Raw genomic sequence first — 19,422 nt, 5'->3', positions numbered from 1 at the left:
AGGAATTGTAAAGTTGACATCTGACTGACACATTAGCCCTTTATAGTAAGCAATGTAAACGAGGACATACACGAAAGGATGTTATAGAGAATGGCTATATATTCAAGGTTTACCAACGTCATTGCCGTCCCTGTTGCGCTAGTGCTGCTGTTAGCGGGATGTGGTGATAGTAGCAATTATGTGGCAACGGTGGACGGTGATAAAATTCTTCAAACGGAGCTAGATAAGGCGTTGCGCGAACAATATGGCGCAGAAGTGTTAGATACACTTATAAACAATAAAATCATTGCGCTTGAGGCAGAAAAAGAAGGTATTACTGTATCGGATAATGCTATTCAAGCGGAATATGATGAGCTGGTTGAGTCTTATGGTGGAAAGGAAGCTTTGCAAGAGGCACTCGATGCCAATGGTCTAACTGTGGAAAGTGTTAAAGATAATATTCGCATGTATCAGTTGACAAAAGATGTTATAGCGAAAAGCATAGATATTTCGGATGAAGAATTACAGCATTATTTTGAAGAACACAAGGATGACTACGGTCAACAGGAGCAAGTGGCGGCTAGTCATATTTTCCTTGAAGATGAAGCAACTGCAAAACAGGTTGAAGAGAAGCTAAAAGCGGGTGAAGACTTTGCAGAGTTGGCGAAAACCTATTCCATTGATACAGATACAAGTGAAGATGGTGGCGATTTAGGCTATATTAGCCGTGGTCAGATGGATGAGCAGTTTGAAGCGGCAGCATTCGCTCTTGAAAAAGGGGCTGTGAGTGGTGTCGTGCAGTCTGCAGAAGGTTATCACATTATTAAAGTAACAGGTCAAGTGCCTGCGCAAGAAGCTGTGTTTGAAGATGTCAAAGATGAAGTTTATGAAACACTATTGGAATCACGCATCAATGAAGAATATTCGACTTGGCTAACCGAGAAACAAGAGCAATACAAGATTGAAAAGCAATAAAGGAAGGAGCGCTAATCATGCCTAAAGTAACGTCTTTTAATCCAAATGGTCGGAAAGAAATTAAACAGGCAATCTCATATCCGGACTATGCTCTGTTAAAAAGAAAAATCCAGCATTTAATGAAGCTAGATCGTAACGCTGGTGCGGATGGGAAATATTTAATTCGAAGCACATACTTCGATAACTTTGCGAACAAAGTATTGAATGAAAAAAAAGAAGGGTTTATTAATCGTGATAAATATCGGGTTCGTATTTATGGGAAATCGGCTGCTTTAGTAAATTTAGAGCGCAAAAGTAAACGCAATAATTTAACGTTTAAAACAAAGTGTGTAATTTCACAAGCGGAGTTTGAAAAAATGCGTATCGGAGACATGGATTGGATGGAAAATGATGATCGCCTATTAATACGGGAATTATTTTATGAAATGAAATATAACCAAATAAAGCCGACGACAGTTGTCGATTATGAGCGCGAAGCGTACATTTATCCTTTTGGCAATGTGCGTGTAACGTTCGATAGTAAGGTGCAGTCAAGCCTGCGCAATACCGATATGTTCAATCAAAATCTGCCGATGGTGGATGTACTTGAGCCGAACCTTGTTATTTTAGAAGTCAAATATGATGAGTACTTGCCAGATATGATTAAGTATTTACTTCAATCTGTAGATACCCGTGCTGAAGCCTATTCGAAATACCAGCTTAGTCGTATGCATGTATAACAAAGGAGAAATAAAAAATGGATAATATGAATTTTAGTGATATTTTTAAATCGAATTTTCTAGAGAAAACAACCTCATTTTCTTTAACCGATTCCATTATTGGGCTAGTTGTTGCTTTCTTTGTGGGGCTATTTATTTACGCCGTATATAAGAAAACCTTTAATGGTGTAATTTATTCGCACTCGTTTAATATTTCGTTGCTCATTATGACCATGGCAACAGCCCTCGTTATTATGGGGATTAGTTCCAATGTCTTGTTATCACTTGGTATGGTAGGGGCATTATCCATTGTTCGTTTCCGTACACCGATTAAAGACCCGATGGATTTAGTGTATATTTTCTGGGCAATCGTATCAGGTATTCTTTGTGGGGCAGGATTCATTCCACTTGTTATTATTGGTGCTATATTAATTGGCTTAGTTCTACTTGTATTAGTAAATAAAATTACGATTGAAAATCCTTACTTATTAATTGTGAAATTTGAAGAAGATGTAGCTTGTGAAGAAGTAGAACGCATTATTGCGGCACAGTCTAAAAAGTTCGCGTTAAAATCAAAATCAATTATTCAAAATGATGAAGTTGAAACCACTTACGAAATTCGCATAAAGCAAAATGATGCACAGTTTATGGACAATTTAACAAGAGTACCTGGTGTCAAATCAGCAATTATGCTGAGCTACGATGGTAATTTTACAGCGTAATGTGTTTTCTAACGACGAATAAGAGAGGTGCAGTCAATGATTAAAAATCGCATTGTCTATACGAGTATGGCGATTCTCCTTCTACTCTTTGGTGTGATGGTTGCTGTGCTTCCAAACTTAGGTATTGAAACAAAAAATACGGAATTTTCCTATGAGACGCTTGTGTTCAATAAAAGCAAAGTAACAACTGTAGATATTGAAATAGCACAAGAGGATTGGGAGGACATGCTAGAAAACGCTGCTGATGAGGAGCTAAAGCAAGCCAATATTACGATAAACGGTAAGACAGTAGAAAATGTGGCGATTCGTACAAAAGGAAATTTATCGTTACGTTCTGTTGTTAATAGTGACTCCGACCGTTATAGTCTGAAAGTTGATTTTGACTATTATGATGATACGCAAAGCTTATATGGACTGAAGAAATTAAACTTAAACAATAATTACAGTGATTCGACTTTAATGCGCGAATATATTTCGTATGAGCTAATGGAAAAAATGGGCTTACCTACTCCTGCACACTCCTATATGTATGTTACGGTAAATGGTAAAGAGCGGGGCTTATATTTAGGCATAGAAGCGGTCGACGAAACATTTTTAGCGAATCATTACGGATCCAACGATGGATTTTTATTTAAACCAGATGGTACAGGCAGTGATTTAAAATATATCAGTGATAATATTGCCGATTATACAGGAATTGGTTTAAAAACGAATGAAGACAATGTTGAGAAATCGAAGTTAACGGCAATGCTTGATGTCATTAATAATGGTGGAGATATCGAAAAATATTTAGATGTCGATGAGATGTTACGTTACTTTGCTGTGAATACAGCGCTAGTCAATCTTGATAGTTACCAAGGGAATATGAAGCACAACTACTATTTATATGAGGATAAAGGTGTTTTTTCAATCATACCTTGGGATTATAATATGTCATTTGGTGGCTTTGGTGTTGGTGGTGGAATGGGTGGTAATCCTCCCCAAATGCAGACAGAGGAGGACAATGGAGCTACCCTAACAATAAAGCAACCACAAGGTGACCAGTCAAATGCTGAACAATTTCAAGAAAGACAAGCAAACGCCAATCGCAATAAAGGTGACTTCAATATGTTAGGCGGAATGACTGGAGATTTAATGGCAGAGAGTGCCATTAATTTTAGCATTAAGACTCCAGTATCCGGGACAACTTTAGAAGAACGGCCACTATTAAATGCATTATTGTCTAATGAAGCATACCGCGCGAAGTATGAAGAGTACTTAGAACAATTAGCAACAAGCTATTTAACAAAAGATTATATTCAGTCGCTTACCAACAATTTAGCGTTGCTATTAACGAGCTATGAGGAAGCCGATCCTACAAAATTTTTCACAACAGAGCAGTTTTTAGAAGGTGTGGAGGGGGACAACAGTCTACCTGAATTTGCAAAACAACGTTCTGCATCGATTTTAAAGCAACTATCTGGTGAACAAGTTATCGAAACAAGTGCAACTGCACAAGGAAATATGATGATGCCAAATGGTGATGTAAATGGCAACCTAATGCAAATGCCGGATGACTTTGACCCGAGTCAATTACCCGAAGACTTTGACCCTGCGCTAGCGCCTGAAGCTGGCAAAGGCGATGAACAGGGCGAAGGGATGCGAGGTGGTCCAATGCAACGTCCGGAGGGAATGGGCGATCCAAATCAGGGCAATGAGCAGACGATGCAAGCAACAGCAATCAATCGAAGTACAGTGTTAACAGCAACTGCTTCGTTTTCATTTTTAGTAGCTGCTCTCCTCTTTGTTTTTAGATTTAATCGTAGAGGACGCTAAAAAATACACGATATCCAAATTTTTTGGATATCGTGTTTGGTTTTTTACATGCTAAAATAAAGCATTCTTTTTTTTCGAGGAGTATCTAACGGATGAATGAACAACAATTTGATAAATTTTTGCACATTAATACGGTCGGTGAACAATATGGATTTCCTAAATTGGCTCACTACCATCGCTACGAGCCAACTCCATATACAGGCTTAGAACAATTATTTTCCCAATATGAGATGCCAAAAAATCCAGTTTTTATTGATATGGGCTGTGGGAAAGGCAGGGTTCCTATTTATATTCATCATAAATTTCACATTCCGACAATTGGAGTTGAAATGGACGCAGGTTTTTATAAAGAGGCAGAGCATAATAAAGAAAGTTATTGCCGAAAAAAGGGTTCACAAGCGAACATTTCTTTTGTTCATACAATTGCAGAAAACTATAACATACAACCAAGTGATAATGTTTTTTTCTTTTTTAATCCATTTTCCATTAATATATTTCGTACGGTTATTCATAATATATGGAAGTCTTATGAGCAACAGATGCGCGAAATCCATATTATTTTATACTATCCGCCGTACGATTATTTGCAGTTTTTACATCATGGTACCCCTTTTGAGTTGATACATGAGGTGCATCTAGAACACGAAACAAATATAAATGAACGCCTTTGCGTGTTTTCAATAAAGTAATTTCCGTGCAAGAAGTTCTCTTTCGGACGCTACAAAAATGGATTTTCCGCTCGGGTTATTCTTGCAGAGTATGGCAAACATGATGTTTATTGTTTATTTTTAATCACTTTCATTCGACGCTTAGAGCACGAGTAGCTCTAAGCTTTTTTTATAGCGTTGTATCGTTCTAATGCACGGGCTCGTGCTGTTTTATGATCCACGATGGGCAATGGATAGGTATCACCTAATGTAATTCCGGCTTGTTCCAAGATTGCCGTTGGTGCTGTTTGTGGAGCGTGTATATACTTTGCAGGGAGAAGTGCTAATTCGGGCACCCATTTTTTTATATAAGCACCATCTGTATCAAATTTCTCTCCTTGTAAAGAAGGGTTGAAGATACGGAAATAAGGAGCGGAGTCGATACCCGTACCGCTGACCCATTGCCAACCCATAGCATTATTTGCTGCATTAAAGTCGACAAGCGTATGCTCAAACCATGCATAACCTTCTTGCCAAGGTTGTAATAAGTGTTTGACTAGAAAAGATGCAACAACCATTCTTACACGGTTATGCATATAGCCGGTTTCCCAAAGCTCACGCATCCCTGCATCAACAAGAGGATACCCAGTTTGTCCAGTTTTCCATGCTTCAAGACGAATGGAATGAGGCTCCCACTCAAAATGTTGAAAATTACTGCGTAATGAATCAGTAGAAAATGTAGGATAGTTCAATAGTTGATAAATCGAAAACTCTCGCCATATAAGTTGTCTTAAAAAGCTTTCTATCTGCTGACTAAATATTGTGTTGTCCTCATCTTCTATTAGCTCTTGGCATGTTGCCCAAAGAAAGCGAATGCTAATGTTCCCCACTGCAAGAAATGGAGACATTTTAGAAATGGTTTCTTTGGCTGGGTAATCTCGCTTATCGTGGTAGTCAAATAAACTTTGTTCTACGAAAAGCTCCCACTGCTCCATTGCCCCATCTATCCCAGGTTTCCAATAATGGTGAAACTTGTGGTACCAATTACCATGAAGTAATTGCAATTGTTCTAACGCTAGAGATGATACCTTCGTAGGAAAAGCTCTAATATTAGTCGGTTGACCAAGCGGTTGACTCACGGGCTCCTGCAAACAACGCTTATAAAATGATGTAAAAATGGCATAAGGCTTGTTTTGTTGATTTTGAATGTTCGATAAGTTGAATAATGCATCACCATAGAATGCTTTTACTTCAATATTATTAGCCTGTAATATATTGGTTAGCTGCTCATCTTCATTTCGTTCAGTTGGAAGAAAACGCTCGTTAAAATACACAGCGTCTGCTTCAGTATCTAAAGCTAACTGTAGTACTTCTGAAATGACTTCACCCTTTCGTAAAATCAGTTGCATGTCATAGTCATCAAGTGTCGCTTGTAGATTCTGAAGTGAATAGTACGTCCAAAAACTTTGAGCGGTATTGCACATTGAAAATTGCTCATTATGAATATAAACCGGTAAAATGACCCCTAATTTAGCTGCATGCCAGAGCGCGGGGTGATCATCTAGTCGTAAATCATTACGAAATAATACAATTATTTTTTTATTCATTTTGAATCATCCTTTTATAGTTTAAAAATATACGTTAGCACAGGTAAGTAGAAGTTGGATTAAAGCAAGGAGGACATTATGAAAACACTATTCAAACGTCAAGTAATGCTAGCATCCTTAGTTGCAGGTTGCTTATTTGGTATTTTCTTTAAAGTTGTTGAAAATCTAACAGGAAGCCGCGTTTATACATTACTGTTAAATGTCGATTATATACCGATTTTAAAAAATTATCGATTTCCAGAAGTGATTGAATTTTCCTTCCATCTCGTGATTTCGTGGTTTATAACAGCCATATTATATACACTTCGAAACAAGTATAAGTGGAATAATGGTACGTTAATCAGAAATAGTATCGTACTTCAAATGATTATAGGATGTATGTTGTTTCCTACAACAACCTTCTCAACACGAACACCGAACTTTACAGATTTCTACGCATTTAGTTGGTGGCTTGTTGGTCATATTTTGTATGGCGTACTGGTAGGCGTTTTTTTGAAAAAAAAATAAGCCGTTAAACTATAAAAGGAAAGCAATTTTTGCAAAATGGACGTTATTTTTCTAACGTCAAAAAAATAAGGATGATAGCTTTCTACTAATTTATACCAACAATTGATAGATAATTCACAAATAACTAATTATACTGAAAAATCACTCTAGACTAAATATAAAGAATGTTTTACAATGTAAAAGGCTTAATTGAATATTATCTAGCTTCAAAATTAGATAGTTATAAATAATTATTTTTGCTATTGAGGATTAGCCTTAGATTGTTTATAATTATCAGAAATATCTAATATTTGAGAATTTTCAGGGGGAATTAAATTATGAAAGAGAACAACAAGCTTAAAAAGTTCGGTTCACTTCTAGTAGCTTCTTCACTTCTTGCAGGCGTACTGGCAGGTTGCGGTGCTGGAGATAGTGATACAAGTTCGGGAGGCGGCTCATCATCAGGCGGCTCAAAAGATGGCGATACAATTAAAATCGGTGCAAACTTGGAGCTTTCAGGTAACGTAGCTTCTTACGGTTCTTCAATCGGATTAGGTGCGGAGTTAGCTGTTAAAGAAATTAACGATGCAGGCGGTATTGATGGCAAGAAGATTGAGCTTATTAAAGTAGATAACAAATCAGAAAACTCAGAGGCAACAGCAGCGGCTATTAAACTAGCAACGCAAGATAAAGTAGTAGCGATGATGTCTCCAGCAACTTCTGGTAACACCATTGCAACAGTTCAAATTGCAAATGATAACAAAATTCCTTTAGTTGGTGCAGCTGCTACAGCACCAAACGTAACAGTAAATGAAGACGGCAGTGTTAATGAATATGCGTTCCGTACATGCTTTATTGACCCATTCCAAGGGATTGTCGCAGCAAACTTTGCAACGGGTGAGCTGAAAGCGAAAAACGTAGCCATTTTTGCTGATAACGCTTCTGACTATGCAAAAGGATTAGCAAAGTCATTTAAAGATACGATTGCTGAAAATGGCGGAAAAGTTGTGAAAGAAGAAGCTTATGTTGCGAAAGATACAGATTTCCGTACGCAATTAACAAACATCAAATCATCAAATCCTGACTTCATCTTTATCCCTGGATATTATGAAGAAGTGGGTCTAATTGTTAAACAAGCACGTGAAATGGGCATTACAGTGCCACTTATGGGAGCAGATGGTTGGGATTCGCCAACTTTAGTTGAGTTAGCGGGCGCAGATGCACTGAATAATACGTACATCACAAACCACTATTCTGCAGAAGACCCAGATCAAAAAATTCAAGACTTTGTAAAAGCATTTAAAGCTGCTAATGGCGATAAAGCACCGGATGCATTTAACGCACTTGGCTATGATACGGTTTACTACATTGCAGATGCAATTAAACGTGCAGGGTCTACTGACGGTGAAGCAATTAAAAAGGCATTAGCTGAAACAAAGGATCTTTCTTTAGTAACAGGTACTTTCTCAGTTGACGAAAACCATAACCCAATTAAAACAGCAACAGTTCTTGAATTTAAAGACGGTAAACAAGTGTTCAACTCTAAAGTTAATCCTTAATTTTTAAGCAAGGGGGAGGCGGGCAACCTGCCTTCTCTTTTATTTTTTCATAGACAACTAGACTAATAAAAAAAGCATAGATTCTAGCATAAGGAATCGGAAATACTTATTATGAGGGACACGAGTTTTTCTGCATTCACTTTCACTATGTAGAAATAGGTCCCATTTTTGCATGCTTTAAAAAATAATAAAGGAGTGAACGCTCATGGAATGGATACAACAGCTTGTGAATGGTATTTCACTAGGTAGTATCTACGCGTTAATAGCGTTAGGGTATACGATGGTATACGGTATTATTAAGCTCATTAACTTCGCCCACGGTGATGTTTTCATGATTGGTGCATTTATTGGCTTTTACGCAATTGCTAAATGGGAGCTGGGTTTCTTACCAGCATTATTATTAGCAATGGCAGTTTGCGCAATTTTTGGTGTGTTAATAGAACGTATAGCATATAAACGGTTACGAAATGCGACGCGTATTGCTGCTTTAATTACAGCAATCGGGGTGTCGCTATTAATCGAATATACGACAATTTTCTTCAGAGGGGCACAGCCTGCAGCATATCCTGAAGTCATTAAAAATACAACATTTGATGTCTTTGGTGTTCAAATTAGCAGTACATCTATTTTAATTTTATCTGTCTCTATCGTACTGATGATTCTTTTACAATTCATCGTACATAAAACAAAAATTGGCAAGGCGATGCGCGCAGTTTCACATGATGCAGATGCGGCACGTCTAATGGGGATTAACGTAGATAATACCATTTCAGCAACATTTGCTATAGGTTCTGCATTAGCTGGAGCTGCAGGTGTAATCTTCGGTGTGTATTATACAAAAATTGACCCGTTAATGGGTGTTATTCCAGGGGTTAAAGCGTTCATCGCTGCGGTTCTTGGTGGTATTGGTATTATTCCAGGGGCAATGGTTGGCGGCATGTTACTAGGTGTCGTGGAATCGTTTGTAAGTGCACTTGGATTCTCTTTATGGCGTGATGCAGCAGCATTTGTCATTTTAATTTTAATCTTGATTTTCAGACCATCGGGTATCTTCGGTAAAAACGCCCGCGAGAAAGTGTAGGTGAGCGGTAATGATGAAGAAGTCTAAAGTTTTCTGGGGCTATGCAGTATTAGCGCTAGTCATCTATGTGGTTGTTCAGGCACTTATTACAACAGAAGTAATTGACTTGTACTATAAAAATATGTTAATCACCATGTGCATTAACATTATGCTAGCTGTCAGCTTGCACATCGTTATCGGGGTTACGGGGCAATTCTCTATTGGACATGCCGGTTTCCTTGCAGTTGGTGCTTATATTTCAGCTATTATTACAACAAAGCTAATGCTGCCGTTCCCGTTAGCTATTTTCCTAGGGGCGCTTGCAGCAGCAGTAGCTGGATTAATCGTAGGTATTCCAACGCTACGTTTAAAAGGAGATTATTTAGCCATTGCAACACTAGGCTTTGCTGAGATTATTCGTATTGTCTTTTTAAATACGGATTACGTCGGTGGGGCAGCGGGGATGCAAGTGAAATATTTATCGAATTGGACATATGCATTCGTAGGAGTGGTATTGACGATTTTAGTTATTTCTAACTTTACAAATTCTCGCCATGGACGTGCTTGTATTTCGATTCGAGAAGATGAAATCGCTGCGGATGCCATGGGTATTAATACAACTTACTATAAAGTTGTAGCATTCGCGATTGGCTCTTTCTTTGCCGGTCTTGCAGGGGCTATTTTTGCACATAACTTCTACATTATTCAACCGACTACGTTCGGTTTCTTAAAATCATTTGATATATTAATTTACGTTGTTCTTGGTGGCTTAGGAAGTCTGTCAGGTTCTGTTATTGCAGCAGTATTTTTAACGTTGATTTCAACATACTTAGCGAACTTCCCAGAAACGCGCATGATCATTTACAGCTTAGTATTAATCATTGTTATGCTATACCGTCCAACCGGTTTAATGGGGACAAAGGAAATTACGCATTTATTTAAGTTTGGTAAAAAAGGAGGTACAAAATAATGACTGGAAACCTTCTTATCAAAGTAGAAAACATGGGTATTCAATTCGGTGGTTTAAAGGCGGTACAGGGCGTTAATATGTACCTAAATCAAGGTGAATTAGTAGGGCTTATCGGGCCAAATGGTGCAGGTAAAACAACAAGTTTTAATATGCTAACTGGTGTGTATACGCCGACTGAAGGAACGATTACATTTAACGGATCAAAGTTAAATGGCCTTGCACCCTATCAAGTAACGCAAAAAGGTATTAGCCGTACGTTCCAAAATATTCGTCTCTTTAAAGAACTATCTGTATTAGATAATGTAAAAGTAGCGAACCATTCTTTAGCAAAACACTCGATGTGGTCATCTATTTTCCGTTTGCCAAGTCACTTTAAAGGTGAAGCGGCAATGGAACAGCAATCAACGGAATTCTTAAAAATATTTGGCTTAGATATTTATAAGAATGAGTTAGCAAAAAACCTTCCGTATGGTATGCAACGTCGTCTGGAGATTGCACGTGCATTAGCGGCAAATCCAAAGCTATTGTTACTCGATGAACCAGCGGCAGGGATGAATCCACAAGAAACACACGACTTAATGGAACTAATTGCGTTTATCCGTAAAGAGTTTGGATTAACGATTCTACTAATTGAGCACGATATGAGCTTAGTAATGGGGATATGTGAACGAATTTACGTCCTCGACCACGGGCAATTAATCGCTGATGGGACACCAGAAGAAATTCGCAACAATCCAAAGGTAATTGAAGCGTACCTTGGTGAGGAGGTTATCAGCTAATGCTAAAAGTACAAAATATTGATGTATTCTATGGAAATATTCAAGCATTGAAAGGCGTCTCTTTAGAAGTTAACGAAGGGGAAATTGTCACATTAATCGGTGCCAATGGTGCTGGTAAAAGTACATTATTAAAAACCTTGTCAGGCTTATTAAAACCTAAAGGGGGCATCCTTGAATATGAGGGTTTCTCGATTGCAGGTAAGGCTGCGCAAACCATTGTAAAATCAGGTATTTCACATGTGCCTGAAGGTCGCCGTGTATTCGCTAATATGTCAGTAGAGGAAAACCTTGAGCTTGGCGCATACTTGCGTAATGATAAGGCTGGCATAAAGAAAGATATGGATCATGTCTTTGAGTTATTCCCGCGTCTACTGGAGCGTCGTAAACAGCAATCAGGCACATTATCTGGTGGTGAGCAACAAATGCTGGCGATGGGTCGTGCATTAATGGCAAAACCAAAATTGTTGTTAATGGATGAGCCTTCAATGGGGCTTGCACCGCTTATGGTAAAAAATATCTTCAATATTATTGAACAAGTGAATAAAGAAGGTACAACGGTATTGCTAGTAGAGCAGAATGCCAATATGGCATTATCGGTAGCTGACCGCGCATATGTACTTGAAACAGGACGCATTGTATTATCGGGTACAGCGAAAGAGTTACAAGAAAGTGAACAAGTAAAAGCAGCATATTTAGGTGGTATGTAATCGGAAGGGGTGTCTCGAAATGGATTCGAGATACCCTTTTTCATGTTGTAGAACGACAATAATAGATGGAAGTAGCGCGGAACCTTTCTTTTTTGGTAAGGTGGGAAAAAGGAGTGAGGTTAGCATGCACTATTCAGCACAATACTTTATTGAAAAACTAGCATTAGCACAACATCCTGAGGGAGGATACTATATTTCCACGTTTAAATCGACAGAGGAAATAGCTGTAAGAGATGTAGAACGACCGATTTATACGAGCATTTATTTTTTATTACGTTCGCAAGATATCTCTCATTTACATCGCTTAAAATCAGATGAGCTTTGGTATTATCATGCAGGTAGCCCATTAACGGTACATATGATTTACCCTGATGGTACATATGAGGCAAAAAAATTAGGCTTAAATATAGAAGCGGGTGAGGTGCCACAGGTAGCGGTGCCGAAAAATACAATTTTCGGTTCGTCTGTAGAGGATGCCAATACATTTAGTTTAGTAGGCTGCATGGTAGCACCAGGCTTTGATTTTGAGGACTTTGAGCTATTTACACAAGATGAGCTTTTAGCTGATTATCCGCAACATGAAGCGGTTATTCGTAAAATGGCTTACGAGACGATTAAATAGTCACAAAGAGTTTAGCAAAGAGCACTAGGTAGACCGCAGAAAGCGACTGCACAGTAAAAAAGAGAAAAGGTGTTAGATTGATGGCAGTCAATCTAACACCTTTTATTGCTACGCCGTTATTGTCCGCTACGGCGGTGCTTTCCGCTTAGCACAGTAAGCCGCAACCCTCGCTAACGCGAGGAATGCCTGCGTCTTACATTGTGTGCTGTTCTGAGCAGGAGTCACCACCTCCGCTACCAACAACTAGTGAACCCTTCTAATGTTTTATTTATTGCAAAAGCAAGAATAGCTAAGTTTTTCAAATAGCAAAAATTTATGAACACCTTTCCTCTGTTCCTTAAATTTTTTTTGTTATGTCCCAGCCACTTTTCTCTTTTTGTGCCAGCCCTCTTTCCATTACCATAAAATTTCTTCAGGGTAGCTTGCATTGATTGGAATTTCGTGTAGCGCTTTTTTTGTCGTACTGGCAACTTCTATTAGTTGCGATTTAAGTGCAACATATTCCTCATCCTCTAACATTAAACGAAGCGCAAAGGAGGCTAAATGCGCTTTGCGTGTTTGCGTATTTAAATCTATGTATTCTAAATTTAGTACATCTACATACTGCGTAGCATAGCGAAAGGTTAAAGGGCTTTTAGAATGAATCATCCTTAAAAATACTAAAAATTCATCTTCTGTAAGCTCTTGCTCCAAACAGTCAGCAACCGCTGCTTGGAATTTACGAATCGTTGCCACATCACCATTCCAATCGGAAGAATCAATCAATTCCTGATGTAAGCGAATAAAATCGTTTAAAGCAATCGCTGTAAAAAGAAGCTCCGGCCACAGTACTTCTGTCCCGTAGTAGACATTTTTAGTTGGAAAAATCGTTTCATGTCGAGAAAGTATACTTTTGTTCAGTCCATTGCTCACGAATTCAAGCTGATGCTCACCGTGCATTGCTTGACGGAGATTACGGCAAATACCAAGAATGCGAAGTCGCGCACCTTGGTAATCGTAGTATTTATTTTCATCGCCAGTTACTTGATAAATCGCTTGAATAAGGGCATCTAAATCCCAAAAGTCACCGCTTATTCGTACACCCGTAAGTTGTTCAGTACTTTGAATAGAAAGCATCTTTCTCAATCCCCCAATTGCTTTATTTTACTGTGTAATGAAGTAGTTTAAATAATTCTGCTCGCTCTTTATCAGTTAAATCGCGCCATTGACCAACCTTTAAATTGCCAAGCTTAATATTCATAATGCGTATACGTTGTAATCGTTTAACGGAATAGCCTAGTGCTGAACACATACGGCGTATTTGGCGATTTAAGCCTTGCTCTAAAATAATTTTAAACACTTTATCTGAAATTTTTTCAACGTAGCAAGGTAATGTCGTTGTATCTAAAATATCAACACCAGCAGCCATCTTTTTAATAAATTGTTCTGTAATCGGCTTATCAACTTGTACGATATATTCTTTTTCATGGTGGTTTTCTGCACGTAAAATTTTATTTACAATATCGCCATCATTGGTCATTAATAACAATCCTTCAGATTCCTTATCCAGTCGACCAATATGGAAAATGCGTAGAGGATGATTGATAAAATCAACGACATTTCCTTTGATATGGCGCTCTGTTGTACTTGTAATACCAACTGGTTTGTTTAAGGCAATATACACCAGTTGCTCTTCTTTTTTTACCTCTTTGCCATCCACACAAACAATATCGCCCGCTTCTACTTGGCTGCCTACAGTAGCAAGTACGCCATTGATTGTTACTTTACCTTCTTCGACCCATTTATCAGCACCACGACGAGACACGATGCCCGCTTCACTTAAATATTTGTTAATTCTCATATAGTTCTCCTAAACATTTTATCGTAGCTTAAGTATACCCTATCGTTGTTTATAGCGTGAATTCTAGAAGCTTTTCTACTAAAAATAAATATTACAAAATTTTAATTTAAAAAGTTGAAATAATCATGCATTTCTGACAATATAGTGGGTAAGAAGGTTTCTATGAAAATATCGTTATTTCGATATATAATTACGATTTTTCTAGATATTTTCTATTATTTTGTGTAAAGGGGAGAAGTAAAATGGTTTATGCATTTCCAAACACTGAAGGATCGGTAGTTCAATTCAAAGAAAGATACGATAATTACATTGGTGGAGAATGGACACCCCCAGTGAAAGGTCAATACTTCGATAATGTCACTCCTGTTACTGGACAAGTTTTTACACAAGCAGCGCGTTCCTCTGCTGAGGATATTGAACTTGCACTTGATGCAGCACATGCCGCAAAAGATGCATGGGGACAAACATCCGCTACAGAGCGTGCTAACATTTTACTTAAAATTGCGGACCGTATTGAACAAAACTTAGAAAAGTTAGCCGTTGCCGAAACATGGGATAACGGTAAGGCAGTACGGGAAACGTTAAATGCAGATATCCCTTTAGCCATTGATCATTTCCGTTATTTTGCTGGTGCTTTACGTGCACAAGAAGGCGCGCTAAGTCAAATTGATAATGATACGGTTGCTTACCATTTCCATGAGCCAATTGGGGTAGTGGGTCAAATCATTCCTTGGAACTTCCCGATTTTAATGGCTGTATGGAAACTAGCTCCTGCTCTTGCTGCTGGCAACTGTGTTGTGTTAAAGCCAGCAGAACAAACACCAGTATCCATTATGGTATTAGTAGAGTTGATTGGTGATTTATTGCCACCAGGCGTACTAAACGTGGTGAACGGGTTCGGTTTAGAAGCAGGAAAACCACTTGCATCCAACCCGCGTATTGGCAAAATTGCCTTTACAGGTGAAACGACAACAGGTCGTTTAATTATGCAATATGCTTCTCAAAACCTTATTCCAGTTACGTTAGAATTGGGCGGAAAGTCTCCAAATATTTTCTTCGAAGATATTATGGATGAAGATGATGCCTTTTTAGATAAAGCGGTAGAGGGCTTTGTATTGTTTGCCCTGAACCAAGGTGAAGTTTGTACATGCCCTTCACGCGCATTAATTCAAGAATCGATTTATGACAAGTTTATGGAGCGTGTATTACAACGTGTTGAAGCGATTCAAGTTGGGAATCCATTAGATCCGAATACAATGATGGGGGCACAGGCTTCAAGTGAGCAAATGGAAAAAATTCTGTCTTACTTAGATATTGGTAAGCAAGAAGGTGCACAATGTCTAATTGGAGGCGAGAAAAATAATGTAGGGGCAGGCTTTGAAAATGGTTACTACGTTAAACCAACTGTCTTCAAAGGGCACAATAAGATGCGTATCTTCCAAGAAGAAATTTTTGGCCCAGTTGTTGCAGTGACAACATTTAAAACAAAAGAAGAGGCATTGGAAATTGCCAATGATACTTTGTATGGATTAGGTTCAGGCATTTGGACACGTGATATGAATACAGCTTATCGTTTTGGACGTGGTATTCAAGCGGGGCGTGTTTGGACGAACTGCTACCATGCATATCCTGCACATGCAGCGTTCGGTGGCTATAAAATGTCAGGAATCGGTCGTGAGACACATAAAATGATGCTATCGCATTATCAACAAACGAAAAACTTATTAGTAAGCTATAACGAAAACAAACTTGGTTTCTTTTAATTAGTAAGGAGGTGCTAACGCGTGGTTGAACGTGTTTTAGCAACAGAAGAAGCGCTGGCACTAATCGAATTATTGAAGGAAAAGCATGGACCAGTTATGTTTCATCAATCAGGGGGATGCTGCGATGGTTCCTCTCCGATGTGTTATCCTGACGGTGACTTAATATTAGGTGAGCAGGATATATGTTTAGGTGAGGTAGGGGGTACACCATTTTATATGCACAAAAACCAATATGATTATTGGAAGCATACACAAATTATTTTAGACGTCGTTGACGGCAGAGGTGGTATGTTCTCTCTTGAAGGCGTAGAAGGTAAACGATTTTTAACAAGGTCTAGAGCTTTTTCGACAGAAGAGTTAAAAGAGCTAGGTTTAATCGAATAGTTAGGGACAGCGGCAAAAAGCATTTTTGTCGCTGTTTTTTTATGCTAATTTTTTTGGAAAAGAGTATGTAGGCTTACGTTAGTTGTAGAATTTCGCAATAATAAATAAAGCTGTATTCGTTGCTGTAAAGTTTGGGTGAATAAGTATTTCTTTATGGTTTTTTCAATCATAATAAAGCCCCCCATTCATCGTTTATTATCGTTATTTAACCATATAATCCCTTATTCTTACATTAATTTAAGTTTACTTTTTATGTTATTTGTTACAAAAAGATTGAATCTTTACAACAGAATATTACGTAAATAGTGAAAAGGAGTGTGCGGAAGATGAATATTGTTATAATTGAAAACCAATTTACACAAACGGTAGAGGCTGTATCGAAGGTTGCAGGCTGGGCAGTTGATCGCAAAATTATTTTAGCTATTGCCAGCACATATGTTGCAGCAGGGAAAATGTTTGATACGGAAAAGTTTAAAGCTGTTATAGAAGAAATGAAGAATCAAACATCATGGATGTCGCCATTGCGTACATCAATAGGGTTCAGCATTGCAGCCAATATGATGGAGCAAGACAATACCGAACAGGTGGTAAAGACGTTATTAAATAACGAAAAAATATTAAAAGAAGCTCATTTTAAAAGAGGAAACTTTAGTTTTATAGGTGCTCAATTTTTAACAGAAAATGAAAATGACAAAAGGGCGCATGCACAGACGGCAAGAGCTTTATATGAAGCTATTCGCAAACATCACCGCTTTCTCACTTCCTTTGATGATATCCCATATACTGTGCTTTTAAGTAGCCCGAATGACGATGTTGTTTTACGCGCTGAAACGATGAATCGTTATTATAAGGAATTACGCACGTATCAATTTAGTGCGGGAAATGAACTACAATGGTTATCTCAAATTTTAACCTTTTTATCTGCAACATATGACAGTAACCTTGTATCTACTGTGGCGACAATTCGCGATAATTTAAAGAAGCAAGGTGTCAAAATAAAGTATATGCATTATCCACTACTCGGTTTTTTAGCCATCCTTCAATTAAATTCAGGACAGCTACAGCAAATTATTGATTTGTATCATGAATTAAAGGGAATGAAATTATTGAAGTGGCATCAAGAATTTGTGTTGTTTATGGCGGTTCAAATGGCTATTTATGATATGGCTAAAGTGCAACAATCATTATCTATGGCAATTATGTCATCTATTGAATTACTAATTCAAGCACAACAGGCGGCGATGATATCCGCCATGACCGCAGCAGCAGTAGCGTCAAATTCCAGCACTTCATGATAAACTAAAGAGGAACAGAATATTCGGAGGTGTATTGAAAATGAACGAAACAAAGCTTTGGATAAATGGACAATGGCAAGAAGCGAAGGAAACCTATAAATTAACCTCGCCTTATAACGGTGAGATGATTGCAAAGGTTGCAAAGGCATCTGTTTCAGATGTTGAGCAAGCAATTGAAGGTGCCCAAAATGCCTTTCTTTCATTTAAACAAACTACTGCATACGACCGTGCCGAAATTTTATATAAAGTAGTCGACATTATGCGACGTCGAAAAGACGAATTGGCCGAAATTTTAGCACAAGAGGCGGGTAAACCTATTTCAGCAGGTTTACCTGAAATAGAACGCACGATTGCAACCTATCAGTTTGCAGCCGAAGGAGCGAAACAGGTGAAAGGGGAAACGGTACCGATGGATGCTGCGCCTGGAGCTGGCGACCGCATTGGCTGGACAAAGCGTGAGCCATTAGGCGTTATTTCTGCCATTACACCGTTTAACTTTCCTTTTAACTTAGTTGCGCATAAATTGGGACCTGCCCTTGCTGTGGGGAATACGGTCGTGTTAAAGCCAGCAGAGCAAACACCACTTAGTGCAATTGTAATGGCGGAAATATTTAAAGAAGCAGGATTACCAGATGGTGTGCTACAAATTGTTACGGGTAGTGGTGTTGAGCTAAGTGATCCACTCGTAACGCATCCATTCGTGAAAAAAGTAACCTTTACCGGAAGTGGTAAAGTTGGATTAAGCATAAAAGAAAAAGTAGGCTTGCGCAAAGTAACGTTAGAGCTAGGCTCAAATGCGGCGGTTATTGTTGAGCCGTCGACCCCTATTGAAAAAATTGTCGCACGTTGTGTTAGCGGAGCGTTTAGCTTTGCGGGACAAGTGTGTATTTCGCTTCAGCGTATTTATGTACATGCCTCGATTGTCGATGCTTTTACAAAAGCATTTGTAGCTCAAACGGAAAAGTTAGTTGTCGGTGATCCACTCGATAAAAATACAGATGTCAGTGCCATGATTAATCCGAATGAAGTTAGTCGTATTCGTGAATGGATTGAGGAAGCGAAGTCTCAAGGTGCAGTCGTTGCTACGGGTGGAACATTTACAGAACGAACATTAACACCAACAGTAATGACAAACGTGACTGCCGATATGAAAATTGTTTGTCAGGAAACTTTCGCGCCAATCGTCTCAATTGTTTCATATGAAACATTAGACGACGCAATTCGACTAGTGAATGAGTCAGAACTTGGATTAAATGCAGGAATTTTTACGAATGTCTTACCAGATGCATTACGTGCAGCCGATGAATTACAAGCAGGTGCTGTTATTATTAATGATATTCCAACATTCCGGGTCGATAATATGCCATATGGCGGTGTGAAAATGAGTGGTTACGGTCGAGAGGGTATTAAATGGGCGATTGAAGAAATGACGGATATGAAGTTTATAACGATGAAAAAATCATTCTAAATTTGCATCCATTCTTTTTCTACGATACGATGACGAAAGGACATTA

At 38.4% G+C, this 19,422-nt stretch carries 19 protein-coding genes; 16 read left to right on the top strand and 3 right to left on the bottom strand.

Annotated elements, in window-relative coordinates:
• The first annotated feature begins 90 nt into the window (after positions 1-90).
• The 5 genes from MHH88_RS21865 (at position 91) to MHH88_RS21845 (ending at position 4,878) form a co-directional block, all read left to right on the top strand.
• Complete coding sequence (locus MHH88_RS21865) at positions 91-954, top strand: peptidyl-prolyl cis-trans isomerase (protein ID WP_339260650.1); 864 nt, start codon at positions 91-93, stop codon at positions 952-954.
• Positions 955-971: 17 nt separating this feature from the next.
• Positions 972-1,673 carry a polyphosphate polymerase domain-containing protein gene (locus MHH88_RS21860; RefSeq protein ID WP_339260648.1) on the top strand — a complete coding sequence of 234 codons (702 nt, stop codon included), beginning with the start codon at positions 972-974 and terminating at the stop codon, positions 1,671-1,673.
• Positions 1,674-1,690: 17 nt separating this feature from the next.
• Positions 1,691-2,374, top strand: coding sequence for a DUF4956 domain-containing protein (locus MHH88_RS21855; RefSeq protein WP_339260647.1), 684 nt, complete (start codon positions 1,691-1,693; stop codon positions 2,372-2,374).
• Positions 2,375-2,410: 36 nt separating this feature from the next.
• Positions 2,411-4,189, top strand: coding sequence for a CotH kinase family protein (locus MHH88_RS21850; protein WP_339260645.1), 1,779 nt, complete (start codon positions 2,411-2,413; stop codon positions 4,187-4,189).
• A 92-nt stretch (positions 4,190-4,281) separates the two neighbouring features.
• Entirely contained in the window at positions 4,282-4,878 is a 597-nt protein-coding gene (locus tag MHH88_RS21845) for a class I SAM-dependent methyltransferase (protein ID WP_339260643.1), read from the top strand.
• 137 nt (positions 4,879-5,015) lie between these two features.
• Here MHH88_RS21845 and MHH88_RS21840 read toward each other — a convergent pair whose 3' ends face one another.
• Positions 5,016-6,443 (bottom strand): deoxyribodipyrimidine photo-lyase, encoded by a 1,428-nt coding sequence (locus MHH88_RS21840; protein ID WP_339260641.1) that lies wholly within the window; start codon positions 6,441-6,443, stop codon positions 5,016-5,018.
• A gap of 78 nt (positions 6,444-6,521) precedes the next feature.
• On the opposite strand from MHH88_RS21840, the gene MHH88_RS21835 reads away from it, so the two are divergent.
• From MHH88_RS21835 to MHH88_RS21805, 7 genes are all read left to right on the top strand, one after another.
• Positions 6,522-6,950, top strand: a complete 429-nt coding sequence (locus MHH88_RS21835; RefSeq protein WP_339260639.1) for a hypothetical protein — start codon at positions 6,522-6,524, stop codon at positions 6,948-6,950.
• A 317-nt stretch (positions 6,951-7,267) separates the two neighbouring features.
• Positions 7,268-8,488 (top strand): ABC transporter substrate-binding protein, encoded by a 1,221-nt coding sequence (locus tag MHH88_RS21830; protein ID WP_339260638.1) that lies wholly within the window; start codon positions 7,268-7,270, stop codon positions 8,486-8,488.
• Positions 8,489-8,693: 205 nt separating this feature from the next.
• Positions 8,694-9,569 (top strand): branched-chain amino acid ABC transporter permease, encoded by an 876-nt coding sequence (locus MHH88_RS21825; RefSeq protein WP_024364419.1) that lies wholly within the window; start codon positions 8,694-8,696, stop codon positions 9,567-9,569.
• 13 nt (positions 9,570-9,582) lie between these two features.
• On the top strand, positions 9,583-10,518 hold the full coding sequence (locus tag MHH88_RS21820; protein ID WP_024364418.1) for a branched-chain amino acid ABC transporter permease: 936 nt from the start codon (positions 9,583-9,585) through the stop codon (positions 10,516-10,518).
• Complete coding sequence (locus MHH88_RS21815; protein WP_069514247.1) at positions 10,518-11,297, top strand: ABC transporter ATP-binding protein; 780 nt, start codon at positions 10,518-10,520, stop codon at positions 11,295-11,297. The genes MHH88_RS21820 and MHH88_RS21815 overlap by 1 nt, the downstream gene beginning before the upstream one ends.
• On the top strand, positions 11,297-12,004 hold the full coding sequence (locus MHH88_RS21810) for an ABC transporter ATP-binding protein (RefSeq protein ID WP_024364416.1): 708 nt from the start codon (positions 11,297-11,299) through the stop codon (positions 12,002-12,004). The genes MHH88_RS21815 and MHH88_RS21810 overlap by 1 nt, the downstream gene beginning before the upstream one ends.
• 124 nt (positions 12,005-12,128) lie before the next feature.
• Positions 12,129-12,626 (top strand): cupin domain-containing protein, encoded by a 498-nt coding sequence (locus MHH88_RS21805; protein ID WP_103977924.1) that lies wholly within the window; start codon positions 12,129-12,131, stop codon positions 12,624-12,626.
• 396 nt (positions 12,627-13,022) lie between these two features.
• Here the strand turns inward: MHH88_RS21805 and MHH88_RS21800 are convergent, their stop codons facing one another.
• Together MHH88_RS21800 and rluF are read right to left on the bottom strand one after the other, a co-directional pair.
• Positions 13,023-13,742, bottom strand: coding sequence for a hypothetical protein (locus MHH88_RS21800; RefSeq protein ID WP_339260634.1), 720 nt, complete (start codon positions 13,740-13,742; stop codon positions 13,023-13,025).
• Between the two features lie 22 nt (positions 13,743-13,764).
• Positions 13,765-14,466 (bottom strand): 23S rRNA pseudouridine(2604) synthase RluF, encoded by a 702-nt coding sequence (gene rluF, locus MHH88_RS21795; RefSeq protein WP_069514256.1) that lies wholly within the window; start codon positions 14,464-14,466, stop codon positions 13,765-13,767.
• Between the two features lie 242 nt (positions 14,467-14,708).
• On the opposite strand from rluF, the gene adh reads away from it, so the two are divergent.
• The 4 genes from adh (at position 14,709) to MHH88_RS21775 (ending at position 19,376) form a co-directional block, all read left to right on the top strand.
• Positions 14,709-16,229 (top strand): aldehyde dehydrogenase, encoded by a 1,521-nt coding sequence (gene adh / locus MHH88_RS21790; RefSeq protein ID WP_024364412.1) that lies wholly within the window; start codon positions 14,709-14,711, stop codon positions 16,227-16,229.
• A gap of 21 nt (positions 16,230-16,250) precedes the next feature.
• Positions 16,251-16,613 (top strand): DUF779 domain-containing protein, encoded by a 363-nt coding sequence (locus MHH88_RS21785; RefSeq protein WP_069514259.1) that lies wholly within the window; start codon positions 16,251-16,253, stop codon positions 16,611-16,613.
• A gap of 326 nt (positions 16,614-16,939) precedes the next feature.
• Entirely contained in the window at positions 16,940-17,908 is a 969-nt protein-coding gene (locus tag MHH88_RS21780; RefSeq protein WP_339260630.1) for a DUF4003 family protein, read from the top strand.
• 40 nt (positions 17,909-17,948) lie between these two features.
• Positions 17,949-19,376: an aldehyde dehydrogenase family protein gene (locus MHH88_RS21775; RefSeq protein WP_339260628.1), complete on the top strand. Its 1,428-nt coding sequence runs from the start codon at positions 17,949-17,951 to the stop codon at positions 19,374-19,376.
• Positions 19,377-19,422: the final 46 nt, after the last annotated feature.

Origin of the sequence: Lysinibacillus sp. FSL K6-3209, from assembly GCF_037976175.1 — a bacterium.
Taxonomy (GTDB): domain Bacteria; phylum Bacillota; class Bacilli; order Bacillales_A; family Planococcaceae; genus Lysinibacillus; species Lysinibacillus sphaericus_D.
This window is presented reverse-complemented; position numbering and strand designations above follow the sequence as displayed.

Excerpts from the sequence above, each read along its gene's own strand:
- MHH88_RS21865 (WP_339260650.1), top strand. The coding sequence starts at position 91 with ATGGCTATATATTCAAGGTTTACCAACGTCATTGCCGTCCCTGTTGCG.
- MHH88_RS21860 (WP_339260648.1), top strand. The coding sequence starts at position 972 with ATGCCTAAAGTAACGTCTTTTAATCCAAATGGTCGGAAAGAAATTAAA.
- MHH88_RS21855 (WP_339260647.1), top strand. The coding sequence starts at position 1,691 with ATGGATAATATGAATTTTAGTGATATTTTTAAATCGAATTTTCTAGAG.
- MHH88_RS21850 (WP_339260645.1), top strand. The coding sequence starts at position 2,411 with ATGATTAAAAATCGCATTGTCTATACGAGTATGGCGATTCTCCTTCTA.
- MHH88_RS21845 (WP_339260643.1), top strand. The coding sequence starts at position 4,282 with ATGAATGAACAACAATTTGATAAATTTTTGCACATTAATACGGTCGGT.
- MHH88_RS21840 (WP_339260641.1), bottom strand. The coding sequence starts at position 6,443 with ATGAATAAAAAAATAATTGTATTATTTCGTAATGATTTACGACTAGAT.
- MHH88_RS21835 (WP_339260639.1), top strand. The coding sequence starts at position 6,522 with ATGAAAACACTATTCAAACGTCAAGTAATGCTAGCATCCTTAGTTGCA.
- MHH88_RS21830 (WP_339260638.1), top strand. The coding sequence starts at position 7,268 with ATGAAAGAGAACAACAAGCTTAAAAAGTTCGGTTCACTTCTAGTAGCT.
- MHH88_RS21825 (WP_024364419.1), top strand. The coding sequence starts at position 8,694 with ATGGAATGGATACAACAGCTTGTGAATGGTATTTCACTAGGTAGTATC.
- MHH88_RS21820 (WP_024364418.1), top strand. The coding sequence starts at position 9,583 with ATGAAGAAGTCTAAAGTTTTCTGGGGCTATGCAGTATTAGCGCTAGTC.
- MHH88_RS21815 (WP_069514247.1), top strand. The coding sequence starts at position 10,518 with ATGACTGGAAACCTTCTTATCAAAGTAGAAAACATGGGTATTCAATTC.
- MHH88_RS21810 (WP_024364416.1), top strand. The coding sequence starts at position 11,297 with ATGCTAAAAGTACAAAATATTGATGTATTCTATGGAAATATTCAAGCA.
- MHH88_RS21805 (WP_103977924.1), top strand. The coding sequence starts at position 12,129 with ATGCACTATTCAGCACAATACTTTATTGAAAAACTAGCATTAGCACAA.
- MHH88_RS21800 (WP_339260634.1), bottom strand. The coding sequence starts at position 13,742 with ATGCTTTCTATTCAAAGTACTGAACAACTTACGGGTGTACGAATAAGC.
- rluF (WP_069514256.1), bottom strand. The coding sequence starts at position 14,466 with ATGAGAATTAACAAATATTTAAGTGAAGCGGGCATCGTGTCTCGTCGT.
- adh (WP_024364412.1), top strand. The coding sequence starts at position 14,709 with ATGGTTTATGCATTTCCAAACACTGAAGGATCGGTAGTTCAATTCAAA.
- MHH88_RS21780 (WP_339260630.1), top strand. The coding sequence starts at position 16,940 with ATGAATATTGTTATAATTGAAAACCAATTTACACAAACGGTAGAGGCT.
- MHH88_RS21775 (WP_339260628.1), top strand. The coding sequence starts at position 17,949 with ATGAACGAAACAAAGCTTTGGATAAATGGACAATGGCAAGAAGCGAAG.